The organism is Weissella paramesenteroides ATCC 33313 (assembly GCF_000160575.1).
Lineage (GTDB): Bacteria > Bacillota > Bacilli > Lactobacillales > Lactobacillaceae > Weissella > Weissella paramesenteroides.
Genome location: NZ_GG697129.1, coordinates 344,225 through 363,211, shown reverse-complemented (window position 1 = coordinate 363,211; position 18,987 = coordinate 344,225). Strand labels below are relative to the sequence as shown.

Here is an 18,987-nt window from a genome sequence, read left to right as displayed (position 1 = left end):
TAAGTGATCAGATGACCAATCAAGAATTACAACAACTAGTTGAAAAAATATCTGTCGAGCAGTTTAAACAGCCTTTTGAACATAGGGCAACATTTAATAAACGTTTACGGACGACTGGTGGACGATATTTGTTAGCGACACATGATATTGAAATTAATCCCTTAATGCTTACAGAGTTTGATTTAAATAATCTGATTGGCATTATTAAACATGAATTAGTTCATTATCATTTACATATTCGTCATCTACCACATATGCATCGTGATAAAAATTTTAAACAGTTACTAAAACAAGTTGATGGACTGAGATATGCGCCCCCAGTAACTAAGCCACAGAACCCCAAAAAATATTGGATTTATGTGTGTGAGAATGAGCATAAAATTTACCGGCAGCGTCGTATTAACACGACACGTTTTGTTTGTGGTCACTGCAAAACAGCGCTAAAATTAGCAAGGTACGGTTATTTAAATAATAATTAAAATTAGTCCATCTAAGTTATTAATTTATTAGAGTAGAATATTTATTTAGGAAGAGATAAAATGAACCAAAATGTAACAAATAAGCCACGTTATATTACTGGATTTGATGGGCTTAGAGCAATTGCGGTTATTGGCGTAATTATTTTTCACTTATGGCCAAAAGTTTTGCCTGGTGGTTGGATGGGAGTCCCATTGTTCTTTGTCCTGTCAGGTTACTTGATTACTGATTTATTAATTCAGGAATATGACCGGAATGGTCATATTGATGTGTTGAGCTTTTATCGTCGTCGTGTGAAGAGGCTATACCCAGCACTTTTAATGATGTTATTTGCCACGGCAACATATATTGCATTATTTGCACGGGATTTACTGTATAATTTACGAGCTATTTTAGTTAGTAATATGTTGTATATTTATAATATTTGGGCGACAAAACATGGGGATTCCTACTTTGACTCTTGGGGTGGTTCTTCACCGTTTACCCATTTGTGGTCATTATCAATCGAGGGTCAATTTTATTTGATTTGGCCGATTATTGTCATGTTGTTGCTTGGTTTGCGTATTCGTAGAATTTCTATTGGGGCAGCATTGATTGGATTAGCAGGAATTTCTGCCATTCTGCTCGGTGTGTTATATGATCCAATGAATATCAACCGTGCCTATTACGGTTCAGATACCCGAATATTTGCAGTATTATTTGGGGCAGCCCTTGCCTTTGGGTGGCCATCAAGGCGTATGAAATATATTCTATCGCCGCGTGTGAAACGCAATTTAAATGCTCTGGGAGCAATTGCTTTAGCTTTAACAATCATCACATTCTTTGGCTTAAATGGAGAATGGCGTACAACTTATATGGGATTGATGTTTGTTGCTACCGCAATCATTACTAGTTTAATTGCCATTACTGCTCATCCAGCATCATTTCTTAGTCATGCGTTAGATAATAAATTTTTGAATTACCTAGGGACACGTTCGTACAGTATTTATCTGTATCAATTACCCGTTTTTGTATTCTTCGATAAGTTAGTTCCACAGCATGATACATTCTTGATGGGAATTTTAAAAATTATTATTGTACTTATTTTGTCGGAACTTAGTTATCGTTATGTTGAAAATGTTTTTCGAAGGGTCAAGAAGCCAACATTAGGTTCTAATACTTCATGGTACAAAACATTTTTCGGTTCACATTCAGTACAAGCGATGTTAGTAGTTGCGATTTTGCTGATTGCTGGCACAGGTTATGCTGTCTCGGCAAATGAAACGGCACACGCTAAACCAAAAAATACGCTTGAAAAACGACTGGATAGCAATAAAAATCGTATTAATGAAGCTAATAAAAGAGCGGTTGCACAGGCAAAAAAGGCGCAAAAAGAGTCAAACAGTAAGCAAAGTAGTGCAAAATCTTCTAGCCAAAAAGTCAATCCAAACTCACTGACACAACAAGAACGTGATTTGATGGGGAAATATGGTCTTAATGCTGATCAATTTACAGCAATCCGTGATAATCGCGTGACAGCGGTTGGTGATTCAGTTATGGTCGATGTTGCACCTGATCTGCAAGAACTTATGCCAAATACGGTTGCTAATGCAACGGTTGGTCGGCAACCGTACTCAGTACCAGAAATCTTACAATCATATGATAGTCAAAACTTATTGTCACAGAATATTGTGATTTCAATTGGTACAAATGGATTAATTGGTGACAATGACTTTAATAAGGTTATGGATATTGTCGGCAAAGATCGCCAAGTTTATTGGATTAATGGCTATGCTAGTCGCGATTGGGTAACGCAAAATAATAATTTCTTGAGTACACAAGCAAAAACGCATAAAAACTTACACATTGTTGACTGGGCATCGCTAGCTAAGGATCATCCGGAATGGTTAGGGGATGACCATGTCCACCCAAATACAAATGGTTCGGTACAATATGCAAGTTTAATTGCGAAAACAATGGCTGAACAAAGTCAAAAAAAGTAAATGAGCTTTGTTTCAATGAGAGCATTGTAATTGGCTTCAGTCTTTTAAAATACGTTTAAGATCATCAATCTACCAAGTTCAAACTGGTAGGTTGGTGATTTTTTTAATGCGTTCCAAAGGTCCAAAGCCTCAATGTAACGCGATTTGTGCAATCTCATTCTCGCTCTTTCTTAAACGCGTTCCAAAAGTCTGAAGCCTTGCTGTAACAACAATTAGGGATTTCTGGATCTTCGCTTTGCTACGAACCAAAACCACCTAATTATTGTCACAATCGACTTCAAAACAACTTTTGCCTCGCTCTTTCTTTAATTTTTAAAAAGAGTTGCACTAACTTTTTGTGCGTGTTATTATTAACTGGTTAATTAACCAGTTAAGGAGATGCTAAAAATGACAGTAGAATCATATGCAAAACAGATTGATCAATTTTTAAATCATTTAAAATTACTTTCTGAAAATCAACGAGAAGTCTTAATTGGAGAGAATACAACCGATATTACCACCACACAAGGACATTTATTAATGTTACTGGCTCAGCATGGTCCACAGACCAATTCTGAGTTAGCACGGGCCTTACACGTATCTGGCGCAGCGGTTACAAAAGCAATGAAGAGTTTGTACATTCGTGATGAGCCGATGGTAAATGTTATTCCAGATCCAGAGGATGGCCGAGTTAGTCGGTGGTCATTGACGACCTTGGGTATTTCGTTAGCGACGGCCCATACACAGCGACATCGTGAAACGATTGATGAATATCAAAAGCTATTAGAGAATTTTTCGGACAGCGAACAAGCAGTTATTAGTCGTTTTCTAATTGAACTATCTGAACGCCTAGAGGGAGATAACAAATGAGAAATAAAAAATTACGCTTTATCTGGTTGCCAATTATCTTAGTTTTTGTTTTAATAGGCATAATTTTCTATCACACATGGCAAAACCAAGAAACTAACGTTAATACAAATAAGGACAAAATTACAGTCGTCACTAGTTTAGATAGTTATGGTGAGATGGCCAAGGCGGTGTTAGGTAATCAAGGTAGTGTGACAAGCATTATTAATAAACCTAATATGGACCCACATGAATATGAACCCACTACCAGTGTGGCTAAACAATATCAAAAAGCTGATGTGATTATTTCCAATGGTGGTGGTTTTGATAATTGGAGTGTGAATTTTGCAAAACAAAATAAAGATGCGAAGACAATTAATATTGCGAATCTTTATCATTATAAAGATGGTGAAAGTGGTGGTAATGAACATTTTTGGTACAAGACAGATATCACGACACGTTTGACCAACCAATTAGTAAAGCAATATAGTCAATTATTGCCGAAGAAGGCATCATACTTTAAAAAGAACGCGCAAGCTTACCAAGATAAGGCTAAGAAATTAGTCGATTTACAAAATCAAGTGAAAGTGCAGTTGGCTGGTAAAAAGTTGTTGGCAACTGAACCAGTATTTGATAATACATTATTAGCTTTAGGTGCCAACATGCAAGATCAAAAATTTGCCCGTGCCATTGAAGAAGGCGATGATCCGACACCAAGTGATGTCAGAGAGTGGCAGGACCTGATTAACCAGGGTAAAATTGCCGTTGTGATTGATAACCCGCAGGCATCTGGCAAATTGGCTAAGCAAGGCGTTGACTATGCCAAGGCACATCATGTACCTGTCGTGAAAGCACGTGAGACTAAGCCAGCTAATACAACTTATATAGAATGGCAGATGCAACAATTAAATGCATTGAATGAGGCGTTACAAAAATGATGATTTTAGATGGAAAGAACATTGGTATCAAATTTGATAATAGATGGCTCTATCAAAAAGTGGATTTCCAATTAAATCAAGCGCATAACCTGGCCTTGATTGGAGATAACGGTGTCGGTAAGACGACCCTGATTCGTGCGATGTTGGGTAAAATCCCGTTAACAACGGGTGAATTCAAGTGGTACGATGCAGAACAACATAAAATTGCCTATGTGCCACAATATCGTCCTGATATGCAAGCTTTCCCATTACGTATTAAGGATTTTGTTGCGTTAACTTTTGATCAAGGGTTACGACCTTGGTTGTCTAAAGAAGAAAAAAGTCGCTTGCAGCATATTCTTGAAATCACTAATTTAACTAATATTGCTGAACAACGTATTGACCGTGCTTCAGGTGGGGAACGACAGCGGGCTTATTTGGCCCAAGCATTAGTTCAAAATCCCAATATCTTAATATTAGATGAGGCAACAGCAAATTTAGATAATGTTGCTAAGTATGGTCTGATGGATGTTGTTGCTGCCTATCAAAAACGTTATCAATTAACAACTATCATGGTTAGTCATGATATTGATATTATGCAGCGATATGCAGATGAATATTTATTATTAACAAAACAAGGTAGCGAGTATGGTGATATTACCCAATTAGATATTGCGAAGTTACGTGAAGGAGGCGAGAGTTTTGTTTAGTTTTCCTTTTATGCAACACGCTTTTATTGCTGGAACGTTGATTGCTATCATGAGTGGCCTTATTGGACCATTTATTGTTGCTCGACGAATGTCATTCCTTGCGCATACGTTAAGTGAAATTGGTTTTGCTGGCGCTTCATTTGCACTGTTCATGAGCTGGTCACCCTTGGCTGGTATGCTACTGTTTTCAGTGGTTGCCTCGATGAGTGTGGGTGAACTTGGTATGAAAGAACAACGTTCTGAATCCCTGATTTCTGCAGTTAGTGCGGTGGCAATTGGATTAGGAATCGCCTTTCTGTCATTGTCTAATAAGAATGCAACGGCAGCGACCGGTATTTTGTTTGGTTCTATTTTCAGTATTAACCAAACGGATGTCTGGGAGGTTATCATCCTAGCGACACTAGTTATTTTGATAACTTTGATGATGTTCCGACCATTGCGCCACTTTGCATTTGACTATACAACGGCGAGTTTTAGTTTAAAAAATATTCAGCTAATCGAAGTGTTATTCCTTGGATTAATGGCGGTGACGGTTGCGGTTTCTGCACAAATTGTTGGTTCATTATTAATTTTTATTTTGATGATTTTGCCGGCAAGTTCAGCGATGCGTTGGGGACGAACCGTTTGGCAAATCATTGGCCTAGCAATCACTTTTTCAGTTCTTGGTGTTTGGCTTGCATTAGTTTTGTCATATTGGTTAAATTTGCCAGTTTCATTTTTCATTGCCATTATCGAAGCGGGTGTTTATTTTAGCAGTCTCATTAGGAAAAGATAGTTTAATCTACGTTATTAAGTCATTAAGCTTGCTTATAAATAAGCCATTTGATAGAGTTATTAGTGGTATGCTTGTATTTCACAAGTGATAATTTATATGCAAAAATAAAATGATAATTTGTAGGAGAAGAAATAAATATGCTAACCGTTTCGAATGTTTCAGTTTCATTCACTGGGAAAAAATTATATGACGATGTTAACTTAAAGTTTACACCTGGTAACACTTACGGTATTATTGGTGCCAATGGTGCTGGAAAGTCAACTTTTTTGAAGGTGTTGGAGGGTAAATTACAACCAACCACTGGTAATGTCTCAATGGATCCAAATGAGCGTATGTCTTCATTGGTGCAAGACCATTTTGCGTTTGATGCATTTACAGTGCTGGATACTGTTATGCAAGGTCATAAAGAATTATATGATGTCAAAACTGAAATGGATGCAATTTATTTGCACGACCCATTTACCGACGAAGATGGTATTCGTGTGGGTGAATTGTCGGCCCGTTTTGAAGAGTTAGATGGGTGGACGGCTGAAACAGAAGCAACACAACTTTTGCAAAGTATTGGTGTGCCTGAAAGCCAACATCAAACATTAATGTCAGATTTGCCCGAAGTTACTAAAGTTAAGGTATTGTTGGCCCAAGCACTCTTTGGTAATCCTGATATTTTGATTTTGGATGAGCCAACTAATGGTTTGGATACGAAGACAATTGCTTGGCTAGAAGACTTTTTAGCAGATTATCAAAACACAGTGCTCGTTGTTTCCCACGATCGTCACTTCTTGAATGCTGTTGCAACTATGATTCTTGATGTTGATTTTGGTAAAATCAAGCTCTTTGTGGGTAACTATGATTTCTGGAAGCAGTCATCAGAACTTGCTCAGCGTTTGCAATCACAAGCAAATGCTAAGAAAGAGGAGCAAATTAAAGAATTGCAAGACTTCATTGCGCGTTTCTCAGCCAATGCATCAAAGTCAAAGCAAGCAACTTCACGTAAAAAGCAATTAGATAAGATTACGCTTGATGACATTCAACCATCATCACGTAAATATCCATATATCAACTTTGAAACGTTACGAGAAATTGGTAATGATATGTTGCGTGTTGAAGGTGTTTCTAAAAGTGTGGATGGTGTGAAAGTTTTGGATAATATTTCATTCACCGTTAATCCAAATGAAAAAGCCTTAGTTATGGCTGAAAATGACGTTGCTGCAACCATGATTTTAGATATTATTGCTGGTAAGGTAAAACCTGATTCTGGTCGTGTAACTTGGGGTGTGACAACTAGCCAAGATTATTTGGCTAAGGATATGGGAACGAATTTCCCAAATCCTGAACGCCCAATCTTAGACTACCTACGTGATTTTGCATCTAAGGAAGAAAGTGACAATACTTTCTTACGTGGTTTACTAGGTCGCATGCTCTTTAAGGGTGAGGATGCAGAGAAAACATTGGATGTCCTTTCAGGAGGAGAAAAAGTTCGCGTGATGTTGTCAAAGCTTATGTTGACAAAAGCCAATGTCCTTATTCTTGATGATCCTACTAACCATTTGGATTTGGAATCAATTACGTCATTGAATGATGGCTTAATTAATTTCAAGGGTGGTTTGATTTTTACCTCACATGATCATACGTTTGCCCAAACTATTGCTGATCATGTGATTGTTGTTTCTGACCAAGGTGTGATTGATCGTGCGGAAACAACTTATGATGAGTTCATGGATCATCCAGAAGTACAAAAACAATTAGCTGCAAAAAACATTTCATTGTAAAAAATAATTAGTAATGAATTCAAGAAAAGTAAACCAGCTTTTGGCTTGTTTTCATTATGGCGTCCTACGTATAATTCTGTTGACGAATTTGTACGTAGGACTTTTTTGTGCATATGCAATGTGTTTAGAAAATTTTAATATTTAGCTTATTAATGGACTGAAACCGCGATTTAACAGACATTTGTGAGCGTTTGCATTAATAATTTGTACGTAAATTTGTATGTTTTGAACAAAACTCTTTTAATTTGTCCGCACAATATGTATAATAATGTTGTTGATGAAAACGGTTACAAATTTTCACAAAGTTTCAATTAGATTTAAATCATTGCAGGTATTCATTTTTGAACTTTGTTTTGGGGAACTCGTAATCGTTTTCAATTTAAAATTTTTAAGTTTAGGATCATGTCGAAAACATGATTTTGGAGGGATTAGTTCATGTCTGAGAAGAAAATTTCAAGTAAATTTATTTACTTCTTCGGAGCCTTTGGAGGTATTCTATTCGGATACGATATTGGTGTTATGACCGGTGCATTACCATTCTTGCAAAGTGACTGGAATCTATCTGGTGGAGGAGTCACTGGTTGGATTACATCATCATTGATGTTAGGAGCTGTGTTTGGTGGTGCGATTGCTGGTCAACTATCTGACCGCCTAGGTCGTCGTAAGATGGTTTTGTATTCAGCATTGTTGTTCATGGTTGGTGCTTTGCTAGCCGGTGTTTCACCTCATAATGGTGTTGCATACTTGATCTTCACCCGTGTTCTTTTGGGAATTGCCGTTGGTGCTGCTTCTGCTTTGGTGCCAGCATACATGTCTGAAATGGCACCAGCTGAGAAGCGTGGAAGTCTTTCAGGAATTAACCAATTGATGATCGTGTCTGGAATGTTGATTTCATATGTCGTTGACTTCTTGCTAAAGGGACTTCCTGAGCATATTGCTTGGCGTTTGATGCTTGCTTTGGCTGCTGTTCCTGCTTTGATCTTGTTCTTAGGGGTGTTGCGTTTGCCAGAATCACCTCGTTTCTTGATCAAAACTGGTCGTGTTGAAGAAGCTCATCAAGTGTTAACTTGGATTCGCCGTCCAGAAGAAATTGATGGCGAGATCAATGCCATTAATGAAACTGCTCGTATCGAGCAAAAAGCTGAAAAGTCAACATCATGGGGTTCATTGCTAGAAGGTCGTTATCGTTACCTAGTTATCGCTGGTGTTATGGTTGCCTTCTTCCAACAATTCATGGGTGCTAACGCAATCTTCTACTACATTCCATTAATTGTTGAGAAGGCTTCTGGTCAAGCCGCTTCAGACGCCTTGCTATGGCCAATCATCCAAGGTGTTATCTTGGTTCTAGGTGCTTTGCTATACATGGCAATTGCCGAAAAGTTTAACCGTCGTGGTTTGTTGATGATGGGTGGTACTGTCATGGGTCTATCATTCATCTTGCCAGCCGTTATCAATTCATTTATGGATACAAATCCAATGATGATCGTTGTCTTCCTAAGTATCTTCGTTGCTTTCTATGCCTTTACTTGGGCACCATTGACTTGGGTTCTAGTTGGTGAGGTATTCCCACTAGCTATTCGTGGTCGTGCATCAGGTTTGGCTTCATCAATGAACTGGGTTGGTTCATTCGTGGTTGCCTTGATCTTCCCAATTATGACTGCATCAATGTCACAAGAAGCAGTGTTCGCTATCTTCGGTGTTATCTGCTTGGTTGCTGTTGCGTTCGTTATGTTCCGTGTACCAGAGACACGTGGTCACTCACTTGAGGAAATCGAAAAGTTCGGTGCCGAAAAGGAAGCTAAGTAATCAAATTGATTATCTAACTAATAATCAAACAAAAAACTCGGAAAATATTTTCCGAGTTTTTTTGTTTATTAAATAAACAAACTTATCAATAGACAAACGAATAAAAGCTATTCTATACTTAATTTTAATACATATTTGGTAAGTTAAGGAGCGGTAAGCATGCAAGATCTCACAAGTGGTAAGCCGGCAAAGGTCATTCTAATGTTTGCCATTCCCCTAATGCTTGGGAACATGGTTCAACAATTATATAATATCTCGGACACGTTGATTGTTGGGCAGACCTTGGGCGTTAATTCATTGGCAGCAGTAGGGGCAACAGGTAGTATTCAATTTTTAGTTATGGGTTTTGTGCAAGGATTTAGTTCAGGAATGGCAATTATTACCGCACAGCGGTATGGTGCCCAGAATGTTCGTGGTGTTCGTGAATCATATGCAGCCAGTATTGTGGCTGCATTAATTATGTCACTTATCCTAACAGTAGTTAGTTTAGTGTTCATTGACAATTTGATGCATGCCATGCAGATGCCAGCGGCTATTTATGGGGAAGCCAAGCTATTCATCGGTATTATTCTAGCCGGAACGGTTATGACAATGGGATATAATGTTATTTCCAATGCCTTACGAGCCGTTGGTGACAGTAAAGCGCCATTATATTATTTAATTATTGGGATGATCGTGAATGTGTCATTAGAGTTGTTGTTGATCCTTAAATTCCATTGGGGTGTTGAGGGAGCAGCAACGGCAACTGTATTTGCACAATTTGTGACCGTGGTTATTTCACATTGGCACATTACCCGGTACACAGATACCTTACGTTTGAGCTGGTCAGACTTTAAGTTAAAAAAAGGTGATTTACGTCAACACATGATGGCTGGCCTACCAATGGGTTTTCAGCAATCAATTATTGCCATCGGGTCGGTCACATTAGCAACGGCTGTTAATACTTTGGGGACTGATGCGGTGGCGGCAAATACTGCGGCCTCGAAAGTTGATCAAATCAGTACCCAATTATTGATGTCGGTTGGTGTGGCAATGGCAACGTATACCGCTCAAAATTTTGGTGCAAGTAAATATGATCGTATTTTAGAGGGTGTTAAGAGCTCCTTGAAGATGTCGATTAGTATGAGTTTTGTTTTAGGTGCCATTGAAGTTATTTTTGGTCGTATTTTAGTGACATTGTTCGTAGGTGGCGGCCAACATGAAGTGATGGATTTAGCACAAGAGTTTTTCTGGGCAAATGGGCCATTCTATTTCATTTTGAGTACCTTATTTGTTTTACGGTATACATTACAAGGACTTGGCGATGTGCGAACACCAACGTTTGCGGGGATGGGTGAAATGGTCATGCGAACAATCACCGCATTTGCCTTAGTTGGTTGGTTAGGATTCTTTGGAGCTAGTTTGGCAAATCCATTGGCTTGGTTAGGTTCATTATTGTTCTTGGTACCAGCATGGTTACGAATGGTCAAACGATTACGTCAATTAATTAAACCAGTAGCAGTAGAAGAGGAATTAAATTAAATCAAAAAGAGAGCGAGACAAAAGTCGGTTTGAAGCCGGTGTGTAACGTGGTTTACGCAATTTTTGGCCGTAGCAAAGCGAAGGACAGGGATTGCGTAAATTGCGTTACATTGAGGCTTCAGACTTTTGGAACGCGTTTATGTTGTCAAACTAACATGCGTTTAATTAATATCTTTTAGCACAAAAAGAAGAGGCTGAGACAACATCTGTCCCAGCCTCTTCTTTTTTATCTTTTAGTCTTTATCATCTGAAATTAACGGCGTTGCGGACGAGTTCCGAACGATTATGTCAGGTTCATAAATCACGTCGTGGCCAGGTTGGCCATCGATAAGATCAAGTAGAATTTGTGCGGCATCTCGGCCCATCTTTCGTTTTGGGTGCCGGTTTGTGGTCAAGCTAGGAGTCATGTACGTTGACAAGCTATAGTCGTCAAAACCTACGATAGCAACATCTTCAGGAATTCTGAATCCCAACGATTTAACCAAGTCAATGGCTTGAATGGCTAACGAATCATTATACAAAGCTAAAGCAGTTGGTCGATGCGGTGATTCTAAATAGCTCTCTATTTTATTCAAGATGAGCGCATTATTTTCTTCATCATCAGATTGGTACATGATGATATTGCTATCCAGCGCGTAATCTGGCTGCGTTTGAAAAGCTTTGTAAAAGCCCTGCATACGATGAGCCCCCTGAATATCATCAACTTTAAATACACCCAGAATTCTTTTATGACCCTGCGCAATTAGGTGGCGGACGAGTTGCGCTTCAGAATCAATATCATTGACTTCTAGATAATTGAAGTCTGAGCTTTCGTATTTAGAATTAATAAAGACGGTTGGTATATGTAACTGTTTGATTTGATCGTACAAATCTTGATTGGGATTGGGTAATGCAGACATGGTTGGTTCAATGATTAAGCCACTGATCCCTGTTTCAATGATTCTCAGTAGACTGCGTCGTTCGCGATCAAATGTATTATGGGTATTACTGATAAATAAAGCATAACCAGCATCAGAAATTATTTGGTCAATACCACTAATGATTTCTGGGAAAATGTAGTCAGCTAAATGCGTCGTAATGACACCAATGACCTTGTTTTCTGTTTTTGCAGCTGGAATTTTCTTCCAATCATTAACATACATCCCATCCCCTTGGATACGGTATAAGTAATGTTCTTGTTCTAATCCCGCAGTGGCTCGTCTTACAGTATAACGGCTCACATTGTATTGTTCAGTTAAGTTTGCTTCGGTTGGTAATTTATCACCAATCGCAAACTTGCCAGAAATAATATCATTGCGGAGCCCTTTCTTGACAATGTCGTATTTCGTGTCCATGTTTTGATAGCTCCATTTCTAAAACGTAATAATAGTTTCATTATACAAAAAAATCACATGGTTAAAAAGCTATTTATCACTGATATTGAGTCGTTTATGGTGATATTTAGCAATGAAGCATAACCTATGGTCAAACAAGTACCTTGTTATGGTGAATTATTGAGCAAATAAACAAAAAATTATTTGCTATAAATAGCGGTATTATCATGTTTTTAAAAGATGTATGGAATTATGCGTACAAATTTTTATCTTTTCGCTTGATTTGTCCGCACAAATGATTTATTATAATACTTGTAAACGGTTACAAAAAATAACTTTGATTCTCATTTGAAGGGAACAGATTAATGAATAAAGAACAGATTCAAGAACAAATTACCACAGGGCAAGCAGCCTTGGGTGTTGAGTTTGGTTCTACTCGTATTAAGGCAGTGTTAGTTGCATCTGATTCATCAGTAATTGCAGTTGGTAGTCATAATTGGGAGAACAAGCTTGAAAATGGTGTTTGGACATATTCTTTGGAAGATGTCTGGTCAGGATTACAAAGCGCATATAAGAATTTAACGGAAGTTGTTGCGGATGAATATGATGTTCAAGTAACGAAGTTGTCATCATTTGGAATTGCAGCGATGATGCACGGGTACTTGGTATTTGATAAGAATGATAAATCATTGGTACCGTTCCGTACATGGCGTAATGCAATTACTGGTGAAGCAGCATCAGAATTGACGAAATTATTTGATTTCAATATTCCACAACGTTGGAGTATTGCTCATTTGTATCAAGCAATTTTGAATCAAGAGACACACGTTAAGGAAATTAGTTTCTTAACAACTTTGGCTGGTTATGTTCACTGGCAGTTGACTGGTGAAAAAGTCATCGGTATCGGTGATGCTTCAGGAATCTTCCCAATCGATGAAGAGACGCATGATTATAACCAATCGATGATGGATAAGTTCAACTCATACAAGTCAGTGCAACAATATTTGTGGCAGTTACGAGATATCTTGCCAACAATTAAGTTAGCTGGTGAAGAAGCTGGTCAATTGACTGAAGCTGGTGCGAAGTTGCTTGATCCTTCTGGTAATTTGCAGAGTGGTGCTATTGCTGCAGCTCCTGAAGGGGATGCTGGTACAGGGATGGTATCAACGAACTCAGTTAAGAAGCGTACAGCGAATGTATCCGCAGGTACTTCAGCATTTGCCATGGTTGTCTTGGAAAAGGAACTATCTCAAGTTAACGAGAACATTGACATGGTGACGACACCTGATGGATCACCAGTTGCCATGGTGCACATTAATAACAGTACATCAGAAATCAACTCATGGGCTCGTGTCTTTACTGAATTTGCGGCTGCCATTGGCGCAACTGTTACTGGTGGTGAAATTTTCAGCGCATTGTTCAACAGTGTTTTGAAGTCAGATCCAGATGCTGGTGGTTTGTTAAGCTACGGTTATCACTCAGGTGAGAACATTACTGGTATGGATGAAGGTCGTCCATTATTTGTTCGCACACCGAATGCTAAGTTCACGCTCGCCAACTTGATGCGTATGCATTTGTATAGTGCCTTTGGTGCTATGAAGATTGGTTTGGATGTCTTGGCAAAGGAAGAGGTTGCCATGGACTCAGTTGTTGCTCAAGGTGGAATCTTCACAACACCAGTTGTTGCTCAGAAGATTTTAGCTGGAGTTATGGACACACCCGTAACCTTAATGAAGAACGCTGGTGAGGGTGGCCCTTGGGGAATGGCAGTTTTGTCACAATTCGTTGTCAGCCACAAGGATGGTCAATCACTTGCTGATTACCTAGAAGATGAAGTATTCCAGTCTCAAGAAAGTACGACGATTGAGCCAGACCCAGAAGATGTAGCTGGATTTGGTAAGTTTATGGATCAATATAAAGCTGGTCTATCAATTGAACAAGAAGCAATTGATAAGATGCCAGTTGAGACATCTAAGGAGGATTAATTAATAATGTTAGAAGACGTTAAGCAACGTGTTTATGATGCTAACATGGCCTTGCCAGAGCATGGCTTGATTAAATTTACTTGGGGAAACGTTTCTGAAATTGATCGTGAAAGTGGCTTGTTTGTCATTAAACCTTCAGGGGTACCATATGATGAATTAAAGCCAGAAGATATGGTTGTTGTTGACCTTGATGGTAAGGTTGTCGAGGGTGATCTTAACCCATCAAGTGATACGGAAACGCACCGTGTTTTGTACAAGGCATTCCCAGAAATTGGTGGGATCGTGCATACGCACTCACCATGGGCAGTATCATTTGCCCAAGCTGGGATTGACTTGCCAGCTGCTGGGACAACACATGCAGATACATTCTACGGTGATGTGCCAGTAGCTCGCCAGATGACCGATGAGGAAATCAATGGTGAATACGAGCTTGAAACAGGTAATGTTATTGTTGAAACGTTTAAGAAGCGTGGTATTGATCCAATGGCTGTGCCAGCCGTTTTGGCACAAGATCATGGACCATTCACGTGGGGACCATCTGCTGATAAAGCAGTATATAACGCAGTTGTGTTGGAAGAGTCAGCAAAAATGGCTTACCACACAATTATGTTAAACCCACACAACATCCATGTTTCACAGACGTTGTTGGACAAGCATTATTTGCGTAAGCATGGTGCAAATGCGTATTATGGTCAAAAGTCTAAGGACTAGTCGTTGTTATTATATATTTCAGGGGGAAATAGAACATGTTTAACACAGAGAATTACAAGTTTTGGTTTATCACAGGATCACAATTTCTTTATGGTCCAGAAGTATTAGACAAAGTTGAAGCTGACGCTAAGGATATCGTTGACAAGTTGAACGAATCAGGAAACTTGCCTTACCCAGTAGAGTTTAAGTTGGTTGCAACAACTTCAGAGAATATTGCTGGTGTTATGAAGGAAGCTAACTATGATGATTCTGTTGCCGGAGTCATTACTTGGATGCACACATTCTCTCCAGCAAAGAACTGGATCCGTGGTACGCAATTGCTACAAAAGCCTTTGCTACACTTCGCAACACAATACCTAGAAGAATTGCCATATGATGACATCGACTTTGACTACATGAATGCAAACCAATCAGCTCACGGTGATCGTGAATACGCATTTATCAATGCTCGTTTGCAATTAAACAACAAGATTGTTTATGGTCACTGGGCTGATGAAGATGTTCAAACTAAGATCGGTAAGTGGATGGACGTTGCTGTTGCATACAACGAGTCATTCAAGATCAAGGTTGCTTCATTTGCGGACAAGATGCGTAATGTTGCCGTTACTGATGGTGACAAGATTGAAGCACAAATCAAGTTTGGTTGGCGTGTTGATTACTGGGCAATGGGTGATTTGGTTGAAGCCGTTAACAACGTTAGCGAAGAAGACATCGATGCAAAGTATGAAGAACTACAAAAAGTTTATGACTTTGTTGTTGGTGACAACTCACCAGAAAAGTTTGAGCACAGTGTGAAGTATCAAATCCGTGAGTACTTCGGTTTGAAGCACTTCATGGATGAGCATGGTTACACAGCCTTCACTGATAACTTTGAAGATTTGTACGGCCTAGAGCAATTACCAGGTTTGGCATCACAATTGTTGATGGCTGAAGGTTATGGATTTGCTGGTGAAGGTGACTGGAAGACAGCCGCTTTGGATCGCTTGATGAAGATCATGTCACACAACAAGCACACTGTCTTCATGGAAGACTACACGCTTGATTTGCGTAAGGGACATGAAGCTATCCTTGGATCACACATGCTTGAAGTTGACCCAACAATCGCTTCAGACAAGCCACGTGTTGAAGTTCACCCATTGGACATTGGTGACAAGGCTGATCCTGCACGTTTGGTATTCACTGGTATGGAAGGTGATGCGGTTGACGCAACCCTTGCAGACTATGGTGATGAGTTCAAGTTGATGTCATATGACGTACGTGGTAACAAGCCTGAAGCAGAAATGCCATTGCTACCAGTTGCTAAGCAATTGTGGACACCAAAGCAAGGTTTGCGTGATGGTTCAGTTGGTTGGTTGACACTTGGTGGTGGACACCATACTGTACTATCATTTGATATCGATTCAGAACAATTGTCAGATTTGTCAAAGATGTTTGGTTTGACATACGTTGATATCAAAGACTAATCATTCATTAATTTAAAATTTCTAACCTAATAATAAAATCAAAAAATAAAACCTAAAATCTCATATAAAAGTTAACAATATAAAATAAAATCTCTCATGTAAATTGTCAGTAATGATATGCTCTAAAAACATATTATTGCTGACTTTTTATGTTATCTGTTATGATGCTATTGAGGAAATTGAGATTAATGGCATGCTAAACTTCAGTTAAAAGGGGTACAAATCATAAGATGGATATTACAACAAAGTTGCAATTAGCGGATGGCTATCAGATGCCACAGCAAGGGTTAGGATTATATAAAGTAACTGATCAAGATAACCTAACAGAGGTCATTAAAGCATCATGGGAAGCTGGTTATCGTTTATTTGATACCGCACAAATGTATAAAAATGAAGCTGAAGTTGGTCACAGTTTACGTGAATTAGGTGTGCCTCGTGAAGATTATTTTGTAACGACCAAGGTAGCTGAGGCTAATCAAGGATATGATCAAACCTTAGCATCTGTTGAGCAGTCCTTAAAGGATCTACAGATGGATTATGTCGATTTATTAATGGTGCATTGGCCATTGCATGAACAATTTTTTGATACTTGGCGTGCTTTTGAACGTTTACAGGCTGAGGGACTGGTCAAATCATTGGGGACATCGAATTTTGGGATGATCCATTTACAATATTTAGCAACCCAAGCTAATGAAATGCCAGTAGTAAACCAAATTGAAAATCATCCACATCTTGTTCAACCTGAGCTACGCAATTTCTTACAAGAAAATAATATTGTGACACAAGCTTGGGCGCCTTTGGGGCGTGGCTCAGTATTGGCTGAACCAACCATTGGTTCAATTGCAGATAAATATGGTAAATCACCAGCGCAAGTAGTTCTTCGCTGGCATTTGGCACATGGAACTAGTATTATTCCAAAATCTGTTCATCCACAACGAATTATTGAAAATGCTGATATTTATGACTTCTCACTAACGGTGGAAGAGGTTGCGGCAATTGATGCGTTAAATAATTTTACACGGATTAGCCAAGAGCCTGAACAAGTCTACGAACGTGGTCGTCAGTATCCACACCATTAATTATCTTTGATCTACAGTAAGGTACACAGTTTAAGGTCATCAATCTATCGACGAATGGATTGATGGCTTTTTTGGTCTACAATTAACTACTTATCTCTAAAGTTTATGCTGTCTCGCATCTTCACTTAAAATAAAAATGTGACATTTTGTCCGACTTAATTCGTTAGTATAGATGTCAGCGCTTAGCTGATGATCGAATGGCCGTTCGAAAAGCGAAAGGAACGAGGATGAAATATATGGTAGATAAGAAGCGGTTACCTGAAAATATGTTGAAGGTAAAGATTGTTGGTAAAACAAATGAAGGTGTTGGTACAAGCCGTCAATTTTACGTGAAGCCAGGGACGACAGTTAATGAATTGACCCAGTTAGCCCAGTTGATGTTACAACTGGGTGCAGAGGTTGTCATTGAGACAATAACAACTGTTGATACAAAGGCGCACTTATTTAGTTCAGCTATTACTAGTAATTAAGGAGGCACGCAATATGAATCAAGTACTAGAATTATCATTTTTGGCGCCAGGACAACAAGCAACAGACACGAACAAAAAATTATCAGTAATCAAAATTAAGCATCCAGCCGCAACACTAGATCGTGATTCAGTTTATCAAGCAATGTTGAAATTAGCTGATTTTGAATTTTTGTTGAATAATAAGGGTGAATCAATGACATTGGGTCGTCCTTATATGGCAACGTTGGTAGCAACAACTAAAAAAATTATTTTCGATGAGTCTCAAAAAATGATTTAAAAATTAAATTTTATACAATATATAGTGAATATGTGCATAACACTTTGCATATATTCGCTATTTTTGTATAAATTAAAGTTTTTTAAGTAATTTATTGGGTTTTTATTGCATAAATTCTCATTTACTGTTAATATTTATTCATCAACAAGAACGGGAGTAGCAATATGGCAATTCTAGAGATTAAAAATTTACACAAAGAATATGGTAAAAACACAGTGTTGGAGTCAATTGATGCCCAAGTTGAAGAAGGGGATGTGATTGCAATCCTAGGTCCTTCTGGTACTGGTAAGTCGACCTTACTGCGTGAATTAAATATGTTAGAACACCCTACTTCAGGGGCGGTGATTTTTGATGATCAAGATATTACCAAAGCTACTGAGTCAGGATTAGATAAGATTCGTCAAGATTTGGGGATGGTTTTCCAGAGTTTTAATTTATTTCCAAATATGACGGTTTTGGAGAATGTGAAAATTGCTTTGACTAAGGTAAAAGGAATTTCTGACAGTGAAGCAACGGCAACAGCGCAAAAATTTTTAGAAAAAGTTGGTGTGGCTGAAAAGATTGATGTTTATCCAGCATCTTTGTCTGGTGGCCAACAACAACGTGTGGCCATCGCTCGTGCATTGGCGATGAATCCTAAAATTATGTTATTTGATGAACCAACTTCTGCCTTGGATCCAGAAATGGTTGGCGAAGTGTTGAAGACCATGCGTGAGTTGGCAGACGAAGGGATGACTATGTTAGTGGTTACTCACGAGATGGGCTTTGCCCGTGAAGTTGCTTCAAAAATTTGGTTTATGAGTGATGGCGAAATGACAGCGTATGATGATCCAGCAGGCTTTTTTGAAAATCCTAATTCAGAACGTGCGCAAAATTTCTTAGCAAAGATGTTGTAAGAGAGGGAATG

Annotated in this window: 17 protein-coding genes; 16 read left to right on the top strand and 1 reads right to left on the bottom strand. The window is 38.7% G+C overall.

Annotated features, from left to right (window positions below):
• The first annotated feature begins 11 nt into the window (after nucleotides 1–11).
• The 9 genes from HMPREF0877_RS04655 to HMPREF0877_RS04615 all read left to right on the top strand — a co-directional run bounded on the left by HMPREF0877_RS04655 (nucleotide 12) and on the right by HMPREF0877_RS04615 (nucleotide 10,782).
• Nucleotides 12–479: a SprT family protein gene (locus HMPREF0877_RS04655; RefSeq protein ID WP_002828090.1), complete on the top strand. Its 468-nt coding sequence runs from the start codon at nucleotides 12–14 to the stop codon at nucleotides 477–479.
• Nucleotides 480–539: 60 nt separating this feature from the next.
• Nucleotides 540–2,459 carry an acyltransferase family protein gene (locus HMPREF0877_RS04650; RefSeq protein WP_002828089.1) on the top strand — a complete coding sequence of 640 codons (1,920 nt, stop codon included), beginning with the start codon at nucleotides 540–542 and terminating at the stop codon, nucleotides 2,457–2,459.
• 387 nt (nucleotides 2,460–2,846) lie between these two features.
• The gene (locus tag HMPREF0877_RS04645; RefSeq protein WP_040760591.1) at nucleotides 2,847–3,308 is read left to right on the top strand and encodes a MarR family transcriptional regulator; all 462 of its coding nucleotides are present in this window, start codon (nucleotides 2,847–2,849) and stop codon (nucleotides 3,306–3,308) included.
• Nucleotides 3,305–4,222 (top strand): metal ABC transporter solute-binding protein, Zn/Mn family, encoded by a 918-nt coding sequence (locus HMPREF0877_RS04640; protein WP_002828087.1) that lies wholly within the window; start codon nucleotides 3,305–3,307, stop codon nucleotides 4,220–4,222. Before HMPREF0877_RS04645 ends, HMPREF0877_RS04640 begins: the two co-directional genes overlap by 4 nt.
• Complete coding sequence (locus HMPREF0877_RS04635; protein ID WP_002828086.1) at nucleotides 4,219–4,911, top strand: metal ABC transporter ATP-binding protein; 693 nt, start codon at nucleotides 4,219–4,221, stop codon at nucleotides 4,909–4,911. The genes HMPREF0877_RS04640 and HMPREF0877_RS04635 overlap by 4 nt, the downstream gene beginning before the upstream one ends.
• Complete coding sequence (locus tag HMPREF0877_RS04630; protein ID WP_002828085.1) at nucleotides 4,904–5,686, top strand: metal ABC transporter permease; 783 nt, start codon at nucleotides 4,904–4,906, stop codon at nucleotides 5,684–5,686. Before HMPREF0877_RS04635 ends, HMPREF0877_RS04630 begins: the two co-directional genes overlap by 8 nt.
• 137 nt (nucleotides 5,687–5,823) lie before the next feature.
• On the top strand, nucleotides 5,824–7,455 hold the full coding sequence (locus HMPREF0877_RS04625) for an ABC-F family ATP-binding cassette domain-containing protein (RefSeq protein ID WP_002828083.1): 1,632 nt from the start codon (nucleotides 5,824–5,826) through the stop codon (nucleotides 7,453–7,455).
• A 435-nt stretch (nucleotides 7,456–7,890) separates the two neighbouring features.
• Nucleotides 7,891–9,261 carry a sugar porter family MFS transporter gene (locus HMPREF0877_RS04620; protein ID WP_002828081.1) on the top strand — a complete coding sequence of 457 codons (1,371 nt, stop codon included), beginning with the start codon at nucleotides 7,891–7,893 and terminating at the stop codon, nucleotides 9,259–9,261.
• Nucleotides 9,262–9,420: 159 nt separating this feature from the next.
• On the top strand, nucleotides 9,421–10,782 hold the full coding sequence (locus HMPREF0877_RS04615; RefSeq protein ID WP_002828079.1) for an MATE family efflux transporter: 1,362 nt from the start codon (nucleotides 9,421–9,423) through the stop codon (nucleotides 10,780–10,782).
• A gap of 233 nt (nucleotides 10,783–11,015) precedes the next feature.
• On the opposite strand, the gene HMPREF0877_RS04610 is transcribed toward HMPREF0877_RS04615, so the two are convergent.
• The gene (locus HMPREF0877_RS04610; RefSeq protein WP_002828078.1) at nucleotides 11,016–12,116 is read right to left on the bottom strand and encodes a GntR family transcriptional regulator; all 1,101 of its coding nucleotides are present in this window, start codon (nucleotides 12,114–12,116) and stop codon (nucleotides 11,016–11,018) included.
• Nucleotides 12,117–12,460: 344 nt separating this feature from the next.
• Between HMPREF0877_RS04610 and HMPREF0877_RS04605 the strand changes: the two genes are divergently transcribed.
• The 7 genes from HMPREF0877_RS04605 (at nucleotide 12,461) to HMPREF0877_RS04575 (ending at nucleotide 18,976) form a co-directional block, all read left to right on the top strand.
• Nucleotides 12,461–14,080, top strand: coding sequence for a xylulokinase (locus tag HMPREF0877_RS04605; protein ID WP_002828077.1), 1,620 nt, complete (start codon nucleotides 12,461–12,463; stop codon nucleotides 14,078–14,080).
• A 6-nt stretch (nucleotides 14,081–14,086) separates the two neighbouring features.
• On the top strand, nucleotides 14,087–14,791 hold the full coding sequence (locus tag HMPREF0877_RS04600; protein ID WP_002828076.1) for an L-ribulose-5-phosphate 4-epimerase: 705 nt from the start codon (nucleotides 14,087–14,089) through the stop codon (nucleotides 14,789–14,791).
• Nucleotides 14,792–14,826: 35 nt separating this feature from the next.
• Nucleotides 14,827–16,254, top strand: coding sequence for an L-arabinose isomerase (gene araA / locus HMPREF0877_RS04595; RefSeq protein ID WP_002828075.1), 1,428 nt, complete (start codon nucleotides 14,827–14,829; stop codon nucleotides 16,252–16,254).
• A gap of 230 nt (nucleotides 16,255–16,484) precedes the next feature.
• Nucleotides 16,485–17,333, top strand: coding sequence for an aldo/keto reductase (locus tag HMPREF0877_RS04590; protein ID WP_002828074.1), 849 nt, complete (start codon nucleotides 16,485–16,487; stop codon nucleotides 17,331–17,333).
• 236 nt (nucleotides 17,334–17,569) lie between these two features.
• Nucleotides 17,570–17,803 (top strand): hypothetical protein, encoded by a 234-nt coding sequence (locus HMPREF0877_RS04585; protein ID WP_040760587.1) that lies wholly within the window; start codon nucleotides 17,570–17,572, stop codon nucleotides 17,801–17,803.
• Between the two features lie 13 nt (nucleotides 17,804–17,816).
• Nucleotides 17,817–18,080 carry a hypothetical protein gene (locus tag HMPREF0877_RS04580; protein ID WP_002828072.1) on the top strand — a complete coding sequence of 88 codons (264 nt, stop codon included), beginning with the start codon at nucleotides 17,817–17,819 and terminating at the stop codon, nucleotides 18,078–18,080.
• A 164-nt stretch (nucleotides 18,081–18,244) separates the two neighbouring features.
• Nucleotides 18,245–18,976, top strand: a complete 732-nt coding sequence (locus HMPREF0877_RS04575; RefSeq protein ID WP_002828071.1) for an amino acid ABC transporter ATP-binding protein — start codon at nucleotides 18,245–18,247, stop codon at nucleotides 18,974–18,976.
• Nucleotides 18,977–18,987 lie beyond the last annotated feature (11 nt).

Coding starts and splice junctions, on each gene's coding strand:
- HMPREF0877_RS04655 (WP_002828090.1), top strand. CDS start 12: ATGACCAATCAAGAATTACAACAACTAGTTGAAAAAATATCTGTCGAG.
- HMPREF0877_RS04650 (WP_002828089.1), top strand. CDS start 540: ATGAACCAAAATGTAACAAATAAGCCACGTTATATTACTGGATTTGAT.
- HMPREF0877_RS04645 (WP_040760591.1), top strand. CDS start 2,847: ATGACAGTAGAATCATATGCAAAACAGATTGATCAATTTTTAAATCAT.
- HMPREF0877_RS04640 (WP_002828087.1), top strand. CDS start 3,305: ATGAGAAATAAAAAATTACGCTTTATCTGGTTGCCAATTATCTTAGTT.
- HMPREF0877_RS04635 (WP_002828086.1), top strand. CDS start 4,219: ATGATGATTTTAGATGGAAAGAACATTGGTATCAAATTTGATAATAGA.
- HMPREF0877_RS04625 (WP_002828083.1), top strand. CDS start 5,824: ATGCTAACCGTTTCGAATGTTTCAGTTTCATTCACTGGGAAAAAATTA.
- HMPREF0877_RS04620 (WP_002828081.1), top strand. CDS start 7,891: ATGTCTGAGAAGAAAATTTCAAGTAAATTTATTTACTTCTTCGGAGCC.
- HMPREF0877_RS04615 (WP_002828079.1), top strand. CDS start 9,421: ATGCAAGATCTCACAAGTGGTAAGCCGGCAAAGGTCATTCTAATGTTT.
- HMPREF0877_RS04610 (WP_002828078.1), bottom strand. CDS start 12,116: ATGGACACGAAATACGACATTGTCAAGAAAGGGCTCCGCAATGATATT.
- HMPREF0877_RS04605 (WP_002828077.1), top strand. CDS start 12,461: ATGAATAAAGAACAGATTCAAGAACAAATTACCACAGGGCAAGCAGCC.
- HMPREF0877_RS04600 (WP_002828076.1), top strand. CDS start 14,087: ATGTTAGAAGACGTTAAGCAACGTGTTTATGATGCTAACATGGCCTTG.
- araA (WP_002828075.1), top strand. CDS start 14,827: ATGTTTAACACAGAGAATTACAAGTTTTGGTTTATCACAGGATCACAA.
- HMPREF0877_RS04590 (WP_002828074.1), top strand. CDS start 16,485: ATGGATATTACAACAAAGTTGCAATTAGCGGATGGCTATCAGATGCCA.
- HMPREF0877_RS04585 (WP_040760587.1), top strand. CDS start 17,570: ATGGTAGATAAGAAGCGGTTACCTGAAAATATGTTGAAGGTAAAGATT.
- HMPREF0877_RS04580 (WP_002828072.1), top strand. CDS start 17,817: ATGAATCAAGTACTAGAATTATCATTTTTGGCGCCAGGACAACAAGCA.
- HMPREF0877_RS04575 (WP_002828071.1), top strand. CDS start 18,245: ATGGCAATTCTAGAGATTAAAAATTTACACAAAGAATATGGTAAAAAC.